This is a genomic window from Rhodococcus sp. NPDC127593 (assembly GCF_042671975.1).
Taxonomy (GTDB): Bacteria; Actinomycetota; Actinomycetes; order Mycobacteriales; family Mycobacteriaceae; genus Rhodococcus_F.
In genome coordinates this window covers 17,125-35,408 of the sequence record NZ_JBHXWI010000021.1, presented here as the reverse complement: position 1 = coordinate 35,408, position 18,284 = coordinate 17,125, and the positions used below count along the sequence as shown (strand labels likewise).

Below are 18,284 nucleotides of genomic sequence, written 5' to 3'. Positions count from 1 at the left end.
CGACCCGGGCTCCCGGACCCTAGGAATGAAGCATCGTGCAGAACCTCACCCGCAGGCGCGCCGTTCTGGTAGCCCCCGGATCCGACGAGCGCAAGGCCGTCAAGGCGCTCCGGTCGACTGCCGACGAGGTGGTCCTCGACCTCGAGGACGCCGTCGCCGCGGCCAGGAAGGCCGACGCCCGCGACCTCGTGCGCCGGCTCGTGCGCGAGTCCGACGGCTCCCGGGCCGTCTCGGTCCGCATCAATGCGCTGACCACACCGTGGGCCGAGGACGACCTCGCCCTGTGCGCTTCCCTCGGCGACGCGCTCACGAGCATCGTGGTTCCCAAGACTGAGACAGCGCAGGATCTCGCTCGCGCCGATCAAGCGCTCGCCGGCACGGACATCGGGTTGCAAGCTCTCGTCGAGACTCCGGTCGGGGTCCAGAACATCGGCGACATCACCCGCGCCGTCGCCCGGCTCGAGTCCGTCGTCATCGGCTACGCCGACCTCGGGGCTGCCCTCGGCCGGTTCCGCTCCGCCCTCCCCGAGCACTGGCTCGCGATCCAGGACGGCGTCCTCGTCGCCGCCCGCGCCGCCGGCATCCAGGCGATCGACGGCCCGTTCCTCGGTATCGCCGACGACGACGCCTTCCGTCACTCGGCCGCCTGGACCAGCGCGCTCGGGTTCGACGGGAAATGGGTCATCCATCCCGCACAGGTCGAGTCGGCCGCTTCGGCCTTCACCCCCACCGACACCGCAGTCGAGGACGCGCGCCGCGTGATCGACGCACTCGCCGCCGCCGAGGCCGCGGGCAGCGGGGCGGCGCAACTCGACGGGCAGATGCTCGACGAGGCCGTCGCGGTGGCCGCACGACGCGTCCTCGCCCAGGTAGGTGCACAGTGACGATCACGCAGACGTACGTCGGTGGACCGTACTTCGACGAACTCGAGGTGGGGCAGGTGTTCGACACCGCCCCCGCCGTCACCCTGACCAGCGGCCTCGCCGCCGCCCATCAAGCCATCCTCGGCGACCGCCTGCGGCTGCCCCTCGACGCGCACCTGTCCCGGGCCGTCACCGGATCCGGCGACGCCGTGGCGAATCCCGGCCTCATCTGTGACGTCGCCATCGGACAGTCCACGCTCGCCACGCACCACGTGAAGGCCAACCTATTCTACCGCGGCCTCCGCTTCCACCACTTCCCCCATCTCGGCGACACCCTGTACACCCGCACCGAAGTAGTGGGCCTGCGCGAGAATTCGGCGAAACCCGGACGCAAACCCACCGGGCTGGCGGCACTCCGGATGACGTCCACCGACCAGGACGGCCGCACCGTCCTCGACTTCTACCGCTGCGCGATGCTCCCGCTGAGCGAGAACCCCGACGAGGACCGCGTCCGCAAGTCCGACGACCTGTCCGCGATCGGTCCGCAGACCGAGCAGTCCTTCGCCGCACCCGAGGGCTGGGACCTCGCCCGCTACCGCGACAAGGTTCCCGGACAGCACTTCTCGGCCGACCTCGCCGGCACCGTCCTGCGGAGCAGCGGCGACGTGGTCTCGAGCGCCCCCGAACTGGCGCGCCTCACCCTCAACATCGCGGCCACCCATCACGACGAACGGGTCGGCGCCGACGGACGGCTCGTCTACGGCGGGCACACCATCGGCATCGCACTCGGGCAGGCCACGCGCGCCCTGCCCAACCTCGTCACGGTCCTGGGCTGGAAGTCCTGCGACCACACCGGTCCCGTCCACGAGGGCGACACCCTCACCAGCGAACTCGAGATCGAGAGCGCCGAGCCGTTGCCCGGTGGTGGCGGCGTACTGCATCTGCGTTCACTCGTGTTCGCGCACAACGCCGCAGCGTCCGACGTCCCCGTCCTCGACTGGCGCTTCACCGCCCTCATGGCCTGACCTCCACCCTCAAGGAGCTTCTCTCGTGACTGCCCACACTCCCCTCGCCGGACTTCGGATCGTCGAGGTCTCCAGCTTCGTCGCGTCGCCCCTGTGCGGGCTGACGCTGTCTCAGCTGGGGGCCGAGGTGATCCGGATCGACCCCATCGGCGGCTCCGCCTGCTACAAACGCTGGCCGGTCACGAGTGACGGCGAGAGCATCTACTGGACCGGCCTCAACCGCGGCAAGCGGTCCGTCTCCGTCGACATGCGCAGTCCCGAGGGGCAGCAGCTCGTCCAGCAACTGGTCGCGGCCCCCGGTGCGGGTGGCGGAATCCTCGTCACCAACGCCGGTGGTCGTGACTGGCTCGCCCACGACGCGCTCAGCGCTCTGCGCTCCGACCTCATCACCCTCGAAGTCCTCGGTGGCACCGACGGTTCCCCCGCCGTCGACTACACCGTCAATGCGGGGCTCGGCTTCCCGTCCATCACCGGGCCCACCGATCATGCCGGCGTCGTCAACCACGTTCTCCCCGCGTGGGACGTGGTGTGCGGGCTGTACGCCGCGCTGGCCGTCGCCGCCGCCGTCCGGCACCGCGACGCCACCGGCGAGGGCACCCACATCCGCCTGCCGCTCGAGGACGTCGCGCTGGCCACCGCAGGCACGCTCGGCTACCTCACCGAAGTCCAGATCAACGGCACCGGCAGGCCGGCGACCGGAAACTCCGTCTACGGCACGTACGGAACGGATTTCACCACCAGCGACGGCGCCCGATTCATGATCGTCGCCCTCACCCCCCGGCACTTCCGTGACCTGGTCGCCGTCACCGGAACCACCGCCGCCGTGGAGGCACTCGCCACCGCACTCGACGCGGACTTCGCCCGCGACACCGATCGCTTCACCCACCGCGACGTCCTCACCGCCCTGTTCGCCCGCTGGTTCCGCGAACACACCGCGGCCGAAGTGGCCGAGGCGCTCTCGAAGACGTCCGTGCTCGCCGAGCGTTATCGCACCTTCGAGGAAGTCGTGAAATCCGGTGAACTCGAGAACAACCCGATGTTCACCCCTCTCGATCAGCCACGGATCGGCACCTACCTCGCCGCCGGGCACCCCGCGTCGTTCGACGGCCACCACGCCACGGTGGCACCCGCCTCCGCGGTCGGCGACGACACCGGCAGCGTGCTCCGTGACCTCCTCGGCAGCTCCGACTCCGACATCGCCAAACTCCTCGACAGCGGCATCGTCGGCGGGAAGTGACGCGTTGACCATGCGACGCTGCGGAAAGCTTCGTTCCGCAGCGTCGCTCGTGAGACCGGCGTTACCCGAGTTCGTACACCGGGCCGGTGTGGATTCCGTGCACTGATCCAATAGATGCACGTGCCGCCTCAGCGGCTGGTACGCGGGCATCCACTCGTCGAGTGCTCGCACGTCCGTACAGACCACACCCCACCCGGGCACCGGCTGGGCCGCGGCGCCGACGGACGCGTCACAGAGGTGCTCGGGATCGACCCATTCCGTTCCGACGTACTCGCCTCCTCCGGTTTGGACGACCGCACCTCGAGCAACCGCAATCTCGCCGACGCCGAAGACCTCATGGCCGAAGCGGTGGGGGCCGATCAGGCGTTCTTCTCCACCTGCGGAAGCTCACTGTCGGTGAAAACAGCGATGATGGCCGTGGCCGGTAACCACCCGGGCGGCCTGCTCGTCGGCCGCGATTCGCACAAATCGATCGTCGCCGGCCTGATCTTCAGCAGGGTCACGCCGCGGTGGATCACCCCTCGGTGGGACGAAGAGATGCATTTCTCCCACCCGCCGTCCCCGGAGCAGGTGCGCACCGCCTGGGAGCAACACCCCGATGCCGGCGGCGCCATCGTCGTCAGTCCCAGCCCCTACGGCACCTGCGCCGACATCGCCGCGATCGCCGGCGTGTGTCACGAGCGGGGCAAACCCCTGATCATCGACGAGGCCCGGGGAGCGCATCTGCCCTTCCACGACGACCTGCCGACCTGGGCGATGGACGCGGGCGCGGACGTCTGCGTCGTCAGTGTCCACAAGATAGGTGCCGGGTTCGAGCAGGGATCGGTGTTTCATGTCCAAGGTGATCTCGTAGACGGTGCCCACCTGTCCGCGTGCGCCGATCTGCTGATGACCACCAGCCCCAACCGCCTGCTGGGCAAGGAGGCTTCCCACGACCTGGACCGCCTGCATCCTGATCGACGTGAGCGAGACCGGCGCGACCGGATACCAGTGCGCCGACTGGCTGCGCGGCCACTGTCAGCAGGACGTCGGTATGTCCGACCACCGGCGCATCCCTGCTGCTGACCGTGCACATCCGCAGCCGCTGATCCTCGCCGGACGCAACGGTCCTCTGGCCGTTGTCCGCTGTTATCGACTATTTCTACGCATTGCGATGTGAGTGCTCGGCATACTGTGGCAATGGCATCGAGACGAGGGTGCTCGAGCAAAGAGGGCAGTGGGTGTAGCTGTGGACAGTGATGAGCTCCTCGGCTCGAACGCACCCCCACAGGGCGGAAGTTTCCGGTTCTACCTCGACGGCGAGCGCTGGGAATGGTCGGATCCCGTCGCCCGCATGCACGGCTACCAACCGGGCGAAATCACCCCCACCACCGAGCTTCTGCTGTCCCACAAACATCCCGACGATCAAGCGCAGGTCGCTGCACTCTTCGACAAGATGATCCACGCCGGTGAGCCGTTCAGCAGCAAGCACCGCATCATCGACACCGACCGCCGTATCCACCACGTCATCGTGGTCGGCGATCGAATGTTCGACGAGAACGACAAGGTCATCGGCACATCCGGGTATTACATCGACGTCACCGAATCATTGGAGACCGACCTCCGCGAATTCAACGCGGCGCTCACCGAGGCGGTCGCCGGACTCGAACAATCGCGGGCGGTGATCGAGCAGGCGAAGGGTGCACTCATGCTCGTTTACGGCATCACCTCGGAACGGGCCTTCGGCATCCTCACCTGGCGCTCACAGCAGACCAACACCAAGCTCCGCATCCTCGCCGAGCGCTTCGTCGACGCCCTCGCCGGAGAGGCGATCCTCCCCGAGTCGTTTCGCGCCCGGTTCGACCACCTACTCCTGACCGCGCACGAGCACTCCGACGAACAGTCGGGGGCACAGGACTGATCGGCGGTCCCTCGCGTTGGGAGTTCGCCCTGCGGAACCTCGGTCCGAGACACCCGCAGCACCAAGCTCCGCCTCCCGACAAAGGGACCCTCCCTATGCGGTGGTGACGTCGGGCGGGTCGGGAAGGTCGACATCGAGAACGAAGTCGAGCCAGATGATCGCGTCGGCCAGGGTCTCCGCTCGCATGGTGAGGTCGAATTGCTCGGCGGCGGTGAGCGACCGCTCCCCCTCCGCGACATCCTCGGCGAGGAACGCCGACACCGTCCGCAGCACCCAACGCGCCGATGCCGGCAAGGCGTCGACGTCGACGTACCGCCCGTCCGTGAAGCGGAGGTCGAGGATGAATCTCTCCCCTGGACCCGCGGCGCCCAGGCGCGCGCTCACCACGCCGACAATCGCATCGACGACCCACGCGAGCACATCGCCGTATACCGGCCGGCCTCCGACGGGGTGCGGCTCGGCGCACAGCCGGGATATCTCGCACGAGACTCGGGCCGCGTCACGGTCGCCAACCAATTGCACCAGCCGACCGCCGAGAGCTGCGGCCGAAGAGCTGGTGGGGCGGCGTGCGTTCGATCCCATACTGGAGAGTGCCCGGCGCCGGGGACCCACAACCCACCCGCCTCATACGGTGCCGGGTTGTTCCGGCGATCGTTCGCTCGCGCCGCCGGTGCCGGTGATTTTGCGACCGCCACTCATGTCCGGTTCGGCAGCGAGGGCAGGATCCAGAAACTGAAGAACATCAGCATTGCCACTGCGGCCGCGATGATCCCGGTGGGCAAGTTGACCACGAAGCTGAAGATCAGCAGAACCACGCCGACGAGGGCGAAACCCAGCACGGCGATGCCGCAGATCGCCAGTCGCTGTCCGGTCGCGACGAGCGTGGGAAGGGCATGCTGCCGGAACAGCAGCCGGTGTACGCCGACCAGCGCGACCAGCATCATCGTCGCGGTGACGGAGAGGGCGACGGTCACGAGATAGATCACCTCCTGCGCGTCCGACAGTTCCTCGAAACGCTGCTGGAACGGCAGGGTCAGCAGGAATCCGGTCAGGAGCTGGACACCCGTCTGCACCACGCGCAGTTCCTGCAGCAGGTTGCTCCAGTTGCGGTCGAGTCGCTGGGTTTCGGTTTCGTCGCGGACCCTGCGGTTCCATGCGGCGTCGTCCCGACCATCTGCGGTGTCCATGCTCAGGAAGTACCCGATCTTAGGGTCGATGGAACCCCCAACTGCCGCCGGTGTGTAGACGCGAGCTGGCACCCGACGGCGGTGCGGGCGCACGCCGTTCGGCGCCATCCGCCGCGAGAGGCGAACCGAATGCGGTTGCGGCACAGCGATCCGAACACACCGGGCACGCATCGAGGCCCTCGTCATCCCACCGGCGTGGCGACGGGTGTGGATCAGCCCTCACCCGAACGGGCATATCCAGGCTGTCGGGGTCGACGCCGCCGGCCGACGCCAGTACCTCTACCACGACCAGTGGCGCCACGAACGCGACGAAGAGAAGTTCGGGCGCGTCCTCACGATGGCAGAGCGACTGCGCGTCGTATGTGGACCCGCGGGTACTCGCCGCGTACGAGTCGGATCACACCATCGCATCCGCACTCGCCCGCGCACAGCGCTCGCGCTCCGAGGAAGCCGAGCGGGCTGTCGTCGAACGCGCAGTCATCCGGCTGCTCTCGCGGTAGGAGCGGTCCAGGAGGCGCTGTGTGCGTTGGACGTCGCTCGTGTCGGCGGTCGGACACCGCATTCCCGCTCGATGGGGTCGAGCACGCTGTCCCGATTCGCGGCGTCTCGGATAGCGGCCGCGACGAAGGGGTAAAGCTGCGCCACTTCGTACCGATGCGCCGCATCCAACGTGTGGGTGACCGCCCGACAGACCCGATCGAGACCGGCGTCCAGGAACTGGTCCCGTCCGACGGATTCACCGAGAATCGCAGCCTTGACCGCCATGGACAGGAAGCGGCGGCGCTCCCGGGGCGGCATGCACGATCTGCAGTTGAGCCGAACTGGAACCGATATCGAGCACACCGACCGACAACGGGCGGATTCGGGTACCCGGTGAGCAGCATCGAAGCGAGGAGGGCACCATGCCGCGGTCATCGATCAAGGACGAGAAGGTGTACCAGGAAGTACGGAAGGACGGTGCGTCGAAAGAGAAGGCGGCGCGGATCGCGAATTCGGCCGCCAATCGTGGCCGGTCCAGTACCGGCCGTAAGGGCGGCAAGTCGTCATCGTACGAGGACTGGACCGTTGACGAGTTGAAGAAGAAGGCGAAAGAGGTTGGTTTGTCCGGCTATTCATCCAAGCGCAAAGGTGAATTGATCAAAGCGCTGTGCAACCACTGATGCCCTCCAACTCACGTCGGAGCCTGCACCGGCCGCGCGCGGGCTGACTCCTGTTTCGGTGGTACCGATCCGGGCGCAGATTGTTTCGTACCAAACGGTTGCCGTCGGGTACCCGGGTCCAGAAATCACTGACGAAAGGGAGCGCTGGTAAATGCACTCGTGTGGCACGGTACATGCCTGGAATGAAGGAAGGAACCATCGGCGGCCATGAGGGCGTCGGCGTCGTCGAGGACGTAGGGCCGCCGTGCGCGGCTTCACTCCCGGCGATCGGGTGGTGATCTGCTCGACCATCGCCTGCGAAAATCTGCGCGTACTGCCGGGCCGGCCGCCAGCACACGCAGACGGTCCCCGAAACTCGGAGACGGGGGGCTACAGGGTCGGGTCCCCGCGGCCGCGGCGACTTCCCCGATATGCTCCGACCCGCACCCCGGCGAGCCACTCGGGACGCAGCGCCAACCGCGGTGAACGGTTGAGTACCGGGTCGAAGGTCGGTTGCTCGTCGTCCGGCAGATCCTCCACGTGCGTCAGCGTCACCTGCCCGGCGGGAACGGGCGAACCGGTCAACGAAACCAGCTCGAGCCGAAACGTCAGTGGCGCGTGAGTGATCGCGTCGCGCAGCGCGTCCAGCGAGGTCGACGTCGGATGTGTGCCGACGGGAACGGCAAGGACCCATCTGGTGTTCGTCCCGTTCGACGAATACGGCATCAGGCTGCTGTAGCGAGCCCCAACACGTCGGGCACACCCCTCGGTGTTCCCACTCCGCCGGACAGCCTCGCCATCACGTTGATCGGTGTTCCCGTCGGCAGCGTCCACCACGGGTTGTCGAATTCGATGTGCCCGGCGGCGACCATGCCACGCGGATGGAAGACCCGAACACCACCCCGCAGCGCTGCGAACGCCTGAAACGGTGCCTGGACGAACACCGCCCGAGCCGCACCCACAGCCCGACCGGTCAGATTCACGGTCCCCGCCCAACACGCGATCGCCCCTATTTGATCACCGCGTCGACCGTCTTCTTCAGGGCGGAGGGCTGTGCGGGAGAGGTGGGCGCCTTCTCCTTCAATTCGAGCAGCCGTTCACCGATCTCCTGGAGTTTCTTACGTCCCAGCTCTTCTCGCACCTTCGGGAACCACTCCTGCTCTTCCTCTTCGATGTGGTGTTCGACGTTCTCGATCAGCACGGTGGTTTTCGCGTCGAAGCGCTCGTCCCCCGGCTTCATCGCTGCCAGCTCGACGACCAGCACGTCCGCGACATGGTGCTCTTCGTATGATTCGAGGATGTCGTCCTCGAGGTCCGGGGCGAGCTCACGCACCTTCGGGTACATGCCCTCGTTCTCGATGTAGGTGTGTACCGTCAGAGCCTCGATGATCTTGTTCACGATGCGGCCCTTCTCCACCTCCGCACCTGATCCCGCACCGCGGAAATCACGGAACAGTTTCCGGATCTCCTTGTGGTCGTTCTTCAGGAGCACGATCGCATCAGTCGACATGAGTACCTCCTACTTGGTTCGGGGTGACGTGCGCATCGCCGGTCACAGTGCACACGCCAGTGCTGAGTCGTGGTCACAAACGATTTACCCACTGACCGCCATCGCTAACACGGGTCCGGCCTGATTCACGGCGTGCCCGTCGGATCGTGACAGATTGCCGTGCCGTCAGTCATTGCCGCTGGCAACGGGGTTGGTGCGGAGCGTCCGCTGCTCGTCCTGCTGCCGGACCTGGATTCGTCCGTCCCGGACGCGTGTCTCATACACCTGCTGCGGTCGGGTCGCTGGACCTCGCAGTACCTGACCGTCCGCGACGCGGAAGCGGCTCCCGTGCCAGGGGCATTCGATGCACCCGTCGTGGAAGGAGCCGTCGTTTAGTGGAGCACCCCGGTGGGTGCAGCGGTTGCTCAGCGCGACGACGGTGCCTGAGCGGTTCACCAGCAGCACCGACACGGTACCGACCAGCACGGCGACCATTTCCTTCCCGGTCAGGGCCGTTTCCGGGGCCGCGTCCGTCCAGTCCGAGGGGAGGGTGGAGAACGCGGTGGTGTCGACCCCGACCCCGGCGGCATAAGACAGATGGCCACCGAGCCAGCCGCTGACTCCGAGCAGTCCTGCCCCCGCTGCCGACAGACCGATGCCGACACCGTGACGGCCCCGACGTCGGGCGGTCCACGACGCCAGATACGCGGCAATGGCTGCATAGTTCGAGACCGCGTGGACTGCGCCGATCCGGCGTTCGGCGCCGAGTGTGTCGGTCCAGTCCGAGGCGCCTGTGAGAGTGGCAGGCACGGCGGCGAGAGCACCCAGCCCCACGAGTTTCGTCGCGGCGGGCCGCGCCCCCCGGCCGCCGAGCGCATCGAGGAAGCCGGCGCTGGCCCACGCGCCGATAGGAACGGTGACCAGGAGTGGATGCAGAGGGTGCCCCAGATCGGTGCCGGACAACGCATCCTTCACCCGGCCCGGCGGAAGCCACTTGTTGATCGTATTCACTACCGCGCCGGCAGGGCGATCCAATGCGTGAGCGTGTTCGAGCCGACGCACACTTCGCTCGAGCAGATTCACGTTCACCAAATTCCTATATTCCTTCGATTCGAACACCTTTCGGACCGCTCCGGCGCGAATGCCCCGATGTTGTCCGGCGCAAACCACACCCTCATGGATGGGATCAGAATCCCGGACTCCGGATGCCTCGTTCACTTTTGCCGGCGGAGAAATGCGGCCAGGGCGTCGTCCGGGCTCTTCGGGACGACGCGATCGGCGACGGCCCCTCATCCTGGGTGATCATCCGCCCGGAGCGAGGTGAGCCGGCGGCGGGCGGTGGCCGTCTCAGGTGAACCGGAGTCCGTACGCGACCCGGATCGCTCATGACGACCGCTTACCCGCCACCCCCGCATCCAACACACCGATCCATGCCGAAATCGACAGTGGCGCCGCGCAACAGACACGGTGCTACGACTACGGCGGCGGCCGATGCGGAGTGGGATAGTGCTCCCACAACGAATCGGCTGACGCTCCTCGACGGCCTGTTCCGTCGGATTTTCGCACGGGGACACACCTGTCGGGTTTGGGAACCCTCCCCTGAGCTGAAAAGCCGAACAGCGTGTGGGCGAGGGAGGCACCCACGCTGCGGGAGCCCGTGGTACCGGGCACCACCCTATACAGGCCGTCGAATAGCGGCGGCGAGGGCGTGTCGGTGCACCTCGTGGGTGTATTTTTGGTGTATGGGTGCACGAGCGAGAACGGGCGGCCGGACATCGGTCGCATCGCACCGTGGCGGCCCGGTCGGCAGCGGCAAGACCACCGGCGGTGACAGCCCGACTGCGACTGCCAAAACCAAGCCGACGGCCCGGACATCGGCGAAAAGGTTCGCGGCGACCGCCACAACCGCGACGGGGCGGCTGCCGCGCCGGCGGCCGGCGGCCGCGACATCGACCGGAGCCACCTCGCGGCGCAGCAGCCCGGGGCGGGCGGAACCGACGCCGCGACCGAGGCGAACGGACGTCACCGGCGAATCATCCTCGGGCACACCCCGGCGGCGGCGAGCCGACAGCGCCGCGCCCTCCGGGCGTGCTACCACCGCGAAGCCGGCGGCTTGCACACATCCCCGAGGTGAGCGGTCCAGCACGGCCGCGCACCCGCGGTCCACCGCACCGAATCGCGCACGCCGACCGGACTCGTCAGCGAAGGACACCGAACGCGGCGGGCCTGCCGACACCACCTGGAGGCGGGTGTCGCGGTCGGTCGAGGCCGCCATCGAATGGCTGAAAGCCCACCTTCACCGACTCCAGGAGACGGTGCGAGACCGCGGCGCCAGGGTGACGGAAAAGGTTAAGCAGAAGATCGAGGAGTGGATGAACCCCCTCGTCGACGAGGTCGCGCACGGCGGGGTGGGCATGACAGCAGGACTCGAGGGCGTTCGGGCCGCCCTGACAGGTAAGAATCCTGTGTGGGCCTCGATCAAGGGTCTGGTGTCCGGATTGAGCGGCAAGGCCAAGGTTGCCCTGATTCTCCTACTGATCCTCGGACTCCTGCTCGGGCCGGTACTGCTCGTGGTCCTGTTGCTGGCCCTCCTTGTCATGGCGATCGTCGCGGCGGTGCGGGCCGCCGCAGGCTGATCTGATCGACGGGCGGGCAGCGGTATAGGACGTCCCACAAGAAAAAAATCATCGCGGCATTGCGCAACCATTGATCACCAGCGATCTTCCGTTGCTCGCCGAACCCTCGCAGAACCGCCGTGAAAGTGCTTGATTCGTTGCACGGCAACGTCTCCGAAAAGTCTTTGCGTGCGCGGGCGTCTCGGTTCGGACAGTCGGTGCGGGTAAGTGGACGGAGAAACAGGGCGTCCGTGAGGTCGGCCGGGGTGGTGTTTGTGCTGGTGATTGAGCGTTGCCGGGTTGGGGTAGTCGAAAATGCGCACCCCTACCACGCACGGTCTTGCGACACATCGCCGAAAACGGTCCTGCGACACATCGCCGAGGTTGGCGAGAGGTGCGTGGTGATTACTCGGTAGAAGGGGTTCAATGATGAACAACAAGACTCAGATGGCGGCCGCGATCGGTGCGGGCTATCTGCTGGGCCGCACCCGCCGGATGAAGCTGGCACTGATGCTCGCCGGGGCCGGGACGACCGGGCGCTTTCGCGGCGGGCCGCGGGAGCTGCTCACACTCGGCACAAAGATGCTCGCGAATTCCCCGGAGGTCGCCAAACTCGGTGAGTCGGTCCGGGGTGAGCTTCTCGGGGCGGCGAAGGCCGCAGCGGTCACCGCTGCCAGCCAGCGCATCGACTCGCTGAGCAACCGGCTCCAATTGGGCGGCCAGGAGATCACGGGCACCGTCAGCGATGCCACGGACAACGTCACTGATGTCACCAAGGTGAGCAGATTCGGCCGCAAGAAGCGCACTCGTTCGCGGGACGACGACGAGCAGGCCGGCACCGACGAACAGCCGGAGGACGACTACGCCGGCGACGAAGATGAGGCCGACGACTACGAGGAGCAGGACGAGGACGAGGCTACGGCCGAGGAGCCGGACGACGACGAGGCCGACGAGGAACCGGCCCCACGTAAGCGGCCCACGCCGCGCCGCCGGGTCTCGAACACCGGCAGCACCCGGCCCGCCAGCAGGTCGCGGACCGCGAAGTCAGACGAAGACGACGAAGAGGCTCCTGCCCGCAAACGCAGGGCACGGGCCAAGGCCACGACGGACTCTGCGCCCGTCCGACGGGCACGGAGGTGATGGCGATGACGAACGCCGCAAAGAAACTACAAGAGGCCGTGCCGGGCGACGGGCACGGCGCGTCGAGTGTGCTGCAGGACGCGGTCCAGCAGCTGATCGGGACGGTCGCCGATAAGGCACTGTCGTCGGTCTCGGACAAGGTGTCGAACGCCTCGGGACGGCTCACCGAGTACGCCGAGGGTGGCGGCGACGGGGGGCTGCTCGCCGCGCTCACCGGTTCCGAGAAATCGGATGACAATGAGTCGCCGGACAAGTCCGACACCGGTGGCGGCTGGGAGGGCGCCAAGCAGATGGTCAAGGACAAGGCGTCCGACCTCAAAGAGGCGGTCACCGGTGGCGGTGGCGGAAAAGGCAAGAAGCTGAAGTTGACCAACATCGTCGAAATGATCGATGTCGGGGTTCCGGTTGAGCTGGCCTACAACCAATGGACCCAATTCGCCGACTTTCCGTCGTTCATGAAGAAGGTCGAACGGGTCGAACAGGAATCGGACGAGAAGCTCGAGTGGAAGGCGCAGATCTTCTTGTCGCACCGAACCTGGGAAGCGACGATCCTCGAGCAGGTTCCCGATGAGCGGATCGTGTGGCGCTCGAAGGGGGCTAAGGGTTTCATCGACGGTGCGGTGACGTTCCATGAGGTGACCCCCGATCTCACCCGCATCGTTCTGATACTCGAGTATCACCCGAAGGGGTTGTTCGAGAAGACGGGAAACCTCTGGCGTGCACAGGGACGACGAGCACGGTTGGAGTTGAAGCACTTCGGACGCCACGTGATGACGCAGACAATCCTCCATCCTGACGAGTTGGAGGGCTGGCGCGGAGAAATCCGGGACGGCCAGGTAGTCGAGCCCGACGAAGCAGAACCGGAAGACGAGCAGGACGAAGCGCAATTGGACGAGGGCGAAGAGGACGAAACCGAGGAGCCCGCCGAAACAGACGAGGACGAAACCGAGGAGCCGGAGGAAACAGACGAGGACGAAACCGAGGAGCCGGAGGAAACAGACGAGAACGAGGAGCCCGCGGACGAGGAAGCAGTAGAGGACGACGAGGGCGAGGGTGAGGAAGCGGTCGACGAGGAGGCCGAGGAGGACGAGGCGCCTCCGCCGAAACGCCGCGGCCGACCGCGCAAGTCCGCGGCCGCGAGTGAGGACACTGCATCGGCACGCCGTAGCCGCCCACGCAAGACCGCGGCCACAAAGTCCGCCGGCTCGAAGCGAGGAGCCCGCCGATGACCACCGGCGGGCCCAGCTCGAGCAGCCTCGCCGATGTCATCGACACCATCCTCGACAAGGGCCTGGTCATCGACGCGTACGTGCGGGTCTCGCTGGTCGGGATCGAACTGCTGACCATCGACGCCCGCATCGTCGTCGCCAGCGTCGACACGTATCTGCGGTTCGCCGAGGCGGTGAACCGACTCGAGATCGGCAGCGAACCCAAGGGCCTGACCGATCTGGTGGGCGACGTCACCGAAGGTGGTGCCAAATCGAAGACCAAGGGCGCACTCGAGTCCGCGGGTGAGAAACTCGGTGACCTCCTCGGCGGCGGACAAGAGGAGCCCGAGCGCGAGCGGGAGACGCGTAAATCCAGCAGAGGGGACAGATGATGTCCACATCGAACCAGGCCACCGATGCGCCCGACCAGCCGCGTACCACCGGCGTCTACGTCTACGGCATCGTCCCCGCGGACGTGGAGACCGAAGACGACGCCGTCGGCGTCGACGACTCACAGGTGAGCATCATCAGACACGGCGACATCGCGGCGTTGGTGAGCGAAATATCGGTGGACCGGCCGCTCGGCAAACCCGCGGACCTCCAGGCCCACGCGCACCTGCTGGACGGCACCGCGCGGGTGGCACCGGTACTTCCCCTGCGGTTCGGGGCGGTCCTGACCAACTCCGACGCGGTGAAGGACGAACTGCTCACCGCGCACGCCGACGAGTTCGCCGCCGCAATGGAGCAACTCGAGGGTAAGGCCCAATACGTGGTGAAGGGCCGCTACGTCGAACACGCAATCCTGTGGGAAGTGATCGGCGAGAACGAGCAGGCCAGCGCACTGCGCGACACGATCCGCGACCAGCCGGAGGCCACCACCCGCGACGCCCGGATGGCCCTCGGCGAGATCGTGGCCAACGCCATCGTCGCGAAGCGAGAGGAAGATACGGCCACGGTGGTCGAGGCACTCGACTCGCTGGCCGACTCGGTCAACGTCCGCGAACCCACACATGAGGAGGATGCCGCGCAAGTGGCGGTCCTCGTCGAGGTCGCCCGGCAGGACGAGCTCGAGCAGGCGGTGGGAGCGTTGGCGGAGCAGTGGGACGGCCGGGTCGAAATGCGGCTGCTCGGACCGCTCGCCGTCTACGACTTCGTGATGGCCCAGACGCCGGAGGGCTGAGGCGACGGGACAGTCGGAGGACGCCCGACCGTCGAAGTGGAAGTGATCGAGGATCGACGCATTCCGTCCTCGACCGACGTGCTCGCCCTGTACGAGGTGGTGCTGAATCTGGACAGAGAGTTATTGTCCTACCGCAGAACTCGCCGCTACAGCCCCGGCACGCGGGGACACCGCCTCGAACCGGAACTGCCCACGACACGGTTACCGTTGAATGGTGTTGCCGCGCCCACCCGGCGCGGTGGCCCGGTACCCCGCCGGATCGAACCCCCCGGCGGGGTCACGGAGCCGCCGGAAATGTTGCGTTGCGCATAGCAACAATCATGAAAGGGCGGGCGGGAGGGTGGTTACCCGCCGGGGTTCGGGTACCCGTCCGGCCTGGGAGTACGCGGGGGCGACGGTGGCCGTTACCAGGGTGCCGGCGACTCCCCGAAACCACTGTTTCCGGGCGCCCGGGCGAGGCGCGTGTCGACGAAGTCCCTACGCACGCAGGTACCGATACTCGGGTCTTGCCTCGCAGCTGTACGGGTACGCCCCATATCGAAGTTTTGGATGCCCGAGCTCCTTTGCGGCAACAGCATGGAATTAGTGAGGACGCCGGCGCCCCGGCACTCCCCGCCTCTTCCGGGGGTTGCCCTTCCCTACCTCGGCACCGAGTCGTTTGGTTTGTGGTCGGCCGGTGCGCGGCCCGAGGTTGCCTTGGTGGTGATGATCTGCACGAGATCGTCGAGGGCGGTCAGGGCGGCGTCGGCGTCCCGGTCGACCAGCCAGCGCAGCACCAGCCCGTTCATGCACGTGAGCACGAACCGGGCGACCTGATCGATCGGGGTGGTCCAGCTGACTTCGGCTCGGGTCGCGCACAGGTCGAGGAACGCGACGGCTTCGGCGTCCATTGTGCGATATTGCTGCTGCGCGATCGCACCGGCCGAGAGGTTGCCAGCGCTGCGTTGGCGTAGCGCGTGGGCGGTGATCTCGTAGGTCAGCAGTTGGTGATTGGGGGTGGATTCGATGATCGGCCAGAGTCCGCGGATTCCGGCGCGCAGTAGGTCCTCGAGCGCCGGAATTCCGGTCAGGCCGGCGGGTTCGGTGTACTGCTCGAACGCCGACCGCATCGCGTCGTTGACGTGCAGGATCTGGGTTTGCCCGAGGTGGGTGAGGAGGGTGTCCTTGTCGTGGAAGTGGTAGTGCACCACCCCGAGGGAGACCCCGGCGGCGGTGGCGAGCGGGCGCATGGTCAGCGCGGCGACGCCCTGCTCGGCTGCGATCGTCAACGCCGCATCGAGGATCTGGGCGCGGCGCTCATCCGCGGGGAGCTTCTTCGCCATCGATTGAGCGTAAGCGCTAGACCGTGGGCCGGTGGGTGTGCGAGCCCGCATTCCGAGCAAGGATGTGTGGAACTCGGGGCCCGGGGGTGTTCGGGCGACCTGTGCGGCTTCCGATCCGCCCATCTCAACCCTCGGGACGTGGGGCCGCGAGCTGATCCTCATCCCAAGATGATCAGCACCCCGATGAACGCGACCGCGCTGAGAGAGGCGGCGACACAGATCGTCCACACCCGTATCGCGACCCGGTGCCAATCCCGCCCCTTGTGCACCTGCTCGCCGGTGAGCACCTGTGACCGCGGGCCGGATGCAGCCTGATCGGCCTGTTCCGCCATCTGCTTGCGCGACGCCGCGTCGGCGGTGACCGCCGCGGCGAAAGACGCAGCGACCACGATCAGTGTGGCAGCCAGCACCGTGACCATCCAGGACATGTTCATACCGGGCACTCGATCTTTCCTTGTTTGCTGGGCGTCCGCCGCTGACGCGATCGGTGCCCCCTACGGGCCCCGCCCGCGGGTGTATCGCCGCGGGGGCGCATATTGTTGCGCGGCGGCGAAGGCCCATCCGATCGCGGGAGCGGATCCGGCACCCCACGGTGTGGTGCTCGGGCGGCTGCGGCGCGGCACGAGTCGCCGGGGCGCCACGCCACGTCACGCCGGATCGACCCCTCCCCCCGGCCCTGAATCACCCCGGGAATTTTCACACATTTTGATCAGTCGTCCATTTCACATTTTGATCAGTCGTCCAAATCGAATTGGTCTTTCGTTCAGTTTGAGAGGGTGTCTAATTTCAGGTTTTGTGAAACGCCTAGGGTACCTCGATGCGATATGCAGGTAAGCGGGATCGGTGATCTCGTAAACGACAACAGGTAAGAGGAGTGAAGGGTTCATGGGTTCTGCAGGTATATGACTTTTCGGTCGCATTCGATGCGTTCCTGAAATGGCTCAGCGTGACATTCGGCGGCGGCATCGGCATCGGCTGATCGCCGTATACGCCCTGGAACGGCGGTGGCTCGACTCACCAGGTGGGGGCCGAGCCACCACCACGAGGAACGCTTTATCACCGAAACCAAAGAATTATTCCCGGCGCGCCCGCTGCCCGGCGCATATTCGCCTGGCACTTGCAATATCGCGGTACATTACCGGCGAAAGTGGCCCTGCGGAGAAGGAGCGGTGATCGTCATTCAACAACGATCTCGTGGCACCCGAAACAGCGTATTGCAACGTGCGGCCGAAGAATTCGACCGGCACGGATATGTACGCACGACGTTGGAGATGATCATCGGGCAGTCGGGCGTCGGCAAAGGCGCCGTGTACCACCATTTCTCATCGAAACCGGATCTCGCCGGCGCGGTCATTTCCGAGGGCATGAACCGAATGGACCATCTCCGTACCCAGCAGATGCGCCGCCATACTCGTGCCGTCGAAGCGCTCATTGAGCTCTCCTACACCCTGGCGGATATGGGACGAGGTGAGGCGATGGTGCGGGCCGCGTTCCGACTGGTCCGCGAGATGGGCGACAGCAGCGGCCGCTTTCATACCGCGACCTCGACCATCCATACCTGGACTGAGACGTACCGCGGCTTGGTGGAGCGAGCCATCGCCGAGGGAGACATCCGGGCGGACCTCGATCCGGGTGAGGTCGCCGAGGTACTCGTCGCAGTTGCCTACGGCGCCCAACTGCACGCCACGGCGACCGGCATCCTCGACGCGGGGGCCCGCCAGGTGGATGAGAGTTGGCGGGTGCTGCTGCCCGCGCTGACCACCCCGGTGGACGGAACGTACTTCCTGCGCTTCGCGCAACGCCGCACCCCAGTCGCCACGCCCACCGGAGACACACCGGGTGGATCCTGACCCCGGTCATCCGGTCCACCAGTCGCCGGTCCGTCGTGGGCGGGAGGATCGGTGCAGTGCGATGCTGGGGTGACTACCAACGATTTGCACGCACGCAACATCCGGTTCTCGACATCGCTGAAGGTGTCC

The 18,284-nt window shown here is 66.6% G+C and carries 21 protein-coding genes and 3 pseudogenes; 14 read left to right on the top strand and 10 right to left on the bottom strand.

What is annotated here, in order from left to right:
• Positions 1-35 precede the first annotated feature (35 nt).
• The 5 genes and pseudogenes from ACFVJ3_RS20535 to ACFVJ3_RS20515 all read left to right on the top strand — a co-directional run bounded on the left by ACFVJ3_RS20535 (position 36) and on the right by ACFVJ3_RS20515 (position 5,025).
• A complete protein-coding gene (locus ACFVJ3_RS20535) occupies positions 36-884 on the top strand; it encodes an HpcH/HpaI aldolase/citrate lyase family protein (protein WP_378453768.1) in 849 nt (282 codons plus the stop codon).
• Positions 881-1,888 carry a MaoC family dehydratase gene (locus ACFVJ3_RS20530; RefSeq protein ID WP_378453767.1) on the top strand — a complete coding sequence of 336 codons (1,008 nt, stop codon included), beginning with the start codon at positions 881-883 and terminating at the stop codon, positions 1,886-1,888. The genes ACFVJ3_RS20535 and ACFVJ3_RS20530 overlap by 4 nt, the downstream gene beginning before the upstream one ends.
• Before the next feature lie 25 nt (positions 1,889-1,913).
• Positions 1,914-3,125: a CoA transferase gene (locus ACFVJ3_RS20525; RefSeq protein WP_378453766.1), complete on the top strand. Its 1,212-nt coding sequence runs from the start codon at positions 1,914-1,916 to the stop codon at positions 3,123-3,125.
• Between the two features lie 114 nt (positions 3,126-3,239).
• A pseudogene (locus ACFVJ3_RS20520) lies at positions 3,240-4,185 on the top strand (aminotransferase class I/II-fold pyridoxal phosphate-dependent enzyme); the annotation flags it as partial.
• 156 nt (positions 4,186-4,341) lie between these two features.
• Entirely contained in the window at positions 4,342-5,025 is a 684-nt protein-coding gene (locus ACFVJ3_RS20515; RefSeq protein ID WP_378453765.1) for a PAS and ANTAR domain-containing protein, read from the top strand.
• 93 nt (positions 5,026-5,118) lie between these two features.
• Here ACFVJ3_RS20515 and ACFVJ3_RS20510 read toward each other — a convergent pair whose 3' ends face one another.
• A complete protein-coding gene (locus tag ACFVJ3_RS20510; protein WP_378453764.1) occupies positions 5,119-5,607 on the bottom strand; it encodes a hypothetical protein in 489 nt (162 codons plus the stop codon).
• A gap of 113 nt (positions 5,608-5,720) precedes the next feature.
• Entirely contained in the window at positions 5,721-6,212 is a 492-nt protein-coding gene (locus ACFVJ3_RS20505; RefSeq protein ID WP_378453763.1) for a DUF6328 family protein, read from the bottom strand.
• Positions 6,213-6,318: 106 nt separating this feature from the next.
• Here ACFVJ3_RS20505 and ACFVJ3_RS20500 point away from each other — a divergent pair.
• Positions 6,319-6,550: pseudogene (locus ACFVJ3_RS20500) on the top strand (hypothetical protein); the annotation flags it as partial.
• A 139-nt stretch (positions 6,551-6,689) separates the two neighbouring features.
• On the opposite strand, the gene ACFVJ3_RS20495 reads toward ACFVJ3_RS20500, so the two are convergent.
• Positions 6,690-7,010 (bottom strand): hypothetical protein, encoded by a 321-nt coding sequence (locus tag ACFVJ3_RS20495; protein ID WP_378453762.1) that lies wholly within the window; start codon positions 7,008-7,010, stop codon positions 6,690-6,692.
• A gap of 104 nt (positions 7,011-7,114) precedes the next feature.
• Here ACFVJ3_RS20495 and ACFVJ3_RS20490 point away from each other — a divergent pair, with 104 nt between their 5' ends.
• Positions 7,115-7,372 (top strand): Rho termination factor N-terminal domain-containing protein, encoded by a 258-nt coding sequence (locus tag ACFVJ3_RS20490; RefSeq protein ID WP_378453761.1) that lies wholly within the window; start codon positions 7,115-7,117, stop codon positions 7,370-7,372.
• A gap of 369 nt (positions 7,373-7,741) precedes the next feature.
• Here the strand turns inward: ACFVJ3_RS20490 and ACFVJ3_RS20485 are convergent, their stop codons facing one another.
• From ACFVJ3_RS20485 to ACFVJ3_RS20465, 5 genes are all read right to left on the bottom strand, one after another.
• Complete coding sequence (locus tag ACFVJ3_RS20485) at positions 7,742-8,077, bottom strand: hypothetical protein (RefSeq protein ID WP_378453760.1); 336 nt, start codon at positions 8,075-8,077, stop codon at positions 7,742-7,744.
• On the bottom strand, positions 8,077-8,334 hold the full coding sequence (locus tag ACFVJ3_RS20480; RefSeq protein WP_378453759.1) for a hypothetical protein: 258 nt from the start codon (positions 8,332-8,334) through the stop codon (positions 8,077-8,079). Before ACFVJ3_RS20480 ends, ACFVJ3_RS20485 begins: the two co-directional genes overlap by 1 nt.
• A gap of 26 nt (positions 8,335-8,360) precedes the next feature.
• A complete protein-coding gene (locus tag ACFVJ3_RS20475; protein WP_378453758.1) occupies positions 8,361-8,861 on the bottom strand; it encodes a hemerythrin domain-containing protein in 501 nt (166 codons plus the stop codon).
• Between the two features lie 165 nt (positions 8,862-9,026).
• Positions 9,027-9,929 (bottom strand): Rieske 2Fe-2S domain-containing protein, encoded by a 903-nt coding sequence (locus ACFVJ3_RS20470; protein ID WP_378453757.1) that lies wholly within the window; start codon positions 9,927-9,929, stop codon positions 9,027-9,029.
• A 586-nt stretch (positions 9,930-10,515) separates the two neighbouring features.
• Positions 10,516-11,115: a hypothetical protein gene (locus tag ACFVJ3_RS20465; RefSeq protein ID WP_378453756.1), complete on the bottom strand. Its 600-nt coding sequence runs from the start codon at positions 11,113-11,115 to the stop codon at positions 10,516-10,518.
• 61 nt (positions 11,116-11,176) lie between these two features.
• Here ACFVJ3_RS20465 and ACFVJ3_RS20460 point away from each other — a divergent pair, with 61 nt between their 5' ends.
• From ACFVJ3_RS20460 to gvpO, 6 genes and pseudogenes are all read left to right on the top strand, one after another.
• Positions 11,177-11,476: a hypothetical protein gene (locus ACFVJ3_RS20460; RefSeq protein ID WP_378453755.1), complete on the top strand. Its 300-nt coding sequence runs from the start codon at positions 11,177-11,179 to the stop codon at positions 11,474-11,476.
• A gap of 408 nt (positions 11,477-11,884) precedes the next feature.
• Positions 11,885-12,595 carry a hypothetical protein gene (locus tag ACFVJ3_RS20455; RefSeq protein ID WP_378453754.1) on the top strand — a complete coding sequence of 237 codons (711 nt, stop codon included), beginning with the start codon at positions 11,885-11,887 and terminating at the stop codon, positions 12,593-12,595.
• A gap of 5 nt (positions 12,596-12,600) precedes the next feature.
• Positions 12,601-13,824, top strand: coding sequence for an SRPBCC family protein (locus ACFVJ3_RS20450; protein ID WP_378453753.1), 1,224 nt, complete (start codon positions 12,601-12,603; stop codon positions 13,822-13,824).
• The gene (gene gvpJ, locus ACFVJ3_RS20445; RefSeq protein WP_378453752.1) at positions 13,821-14,195 is read left to right on the top strand and encodes a gas vesicle protein GvpJ; all 375 of its coding nucleotides are present in this window, start codon (positions 13,821-13,823) and stop codon (positions 14,193-14,195) included. The genes ACFVJ3_RS20450 and gvpJ overlap by 4 nt, the downstream gene beginning before the upstream one ends.
• Entirely contained in the window at positions 14,195-14,983 is a 789-nt protein-coding gene (locus tag ACFVJ3_RS20440; protein ID WP_378453751.1) for a GvpL/GvpF family gas vesicle protein, read from the top strand. The genes gvpJ and ACFVJ3_RS20440 overlap by 1 nt, the downstream gene beginning before the upstream one ends.
• 27 nt (positions 14,984-15,010) lie before the next feature.
• Positions 15,011-15,142, top strand: a pseudogene (gene gvpO / locus ACFVJ3_RS20435) (gas vesicle protein GvpO); the annotation flags it as partial.
• Between the two features lie 479 nt (positions 15,143-15,621).
• On the opposite strand, the gene ACFVJ3_RS20430 reads toward gvpO, so the two are convergent.
• Both ACFVJ3_RS20430 and ACFVJ3_RS20425 read right to left on the bottom strand, forming a co-directional pair.
• Complete coding sequence (locus ACFVJ3_RS20430; protein ID WP_378453750.1) at positions 15,622-16,305, bottom strand: TetR/AcrR family transcriptional regulator; 684 nt, start codon at positions 16,303-16,305, stop codon at positions 15,622-15,624.
• Between the two features lie 158 nt (positions 16,306-16,463).
• Positions 16,464-16,739 (bottom strand): hypothetical protein, encoded by a 276-nt coding sequence (locus tag ACFVJ3_RS20425; protein ID WP_378453870.1) that lies wholly within the window; start codon positions 16,737-16,739, stop codon positions 16,464-16,466.
• A gap of 735 nt (positions 16,740-17,474) precedes the next feature.
• Here ACFVJ3_RS20425 and ACFVJ3_RS20420 point away from each other — a divergent pair.
• Positions 17,475-18,155, top strand: a complete 681-nt coding sequence (locus tag ACFVJ3_RS20420) for a TetR family transcriptional regulator (protein WP_378453749.1) — start codon at positions 17,475-17,477, stop codon at positions 18,153-18,155.
• The last annotated feature ends 129 nt before the right edge of the window (positions 18,156-18,284 follow it).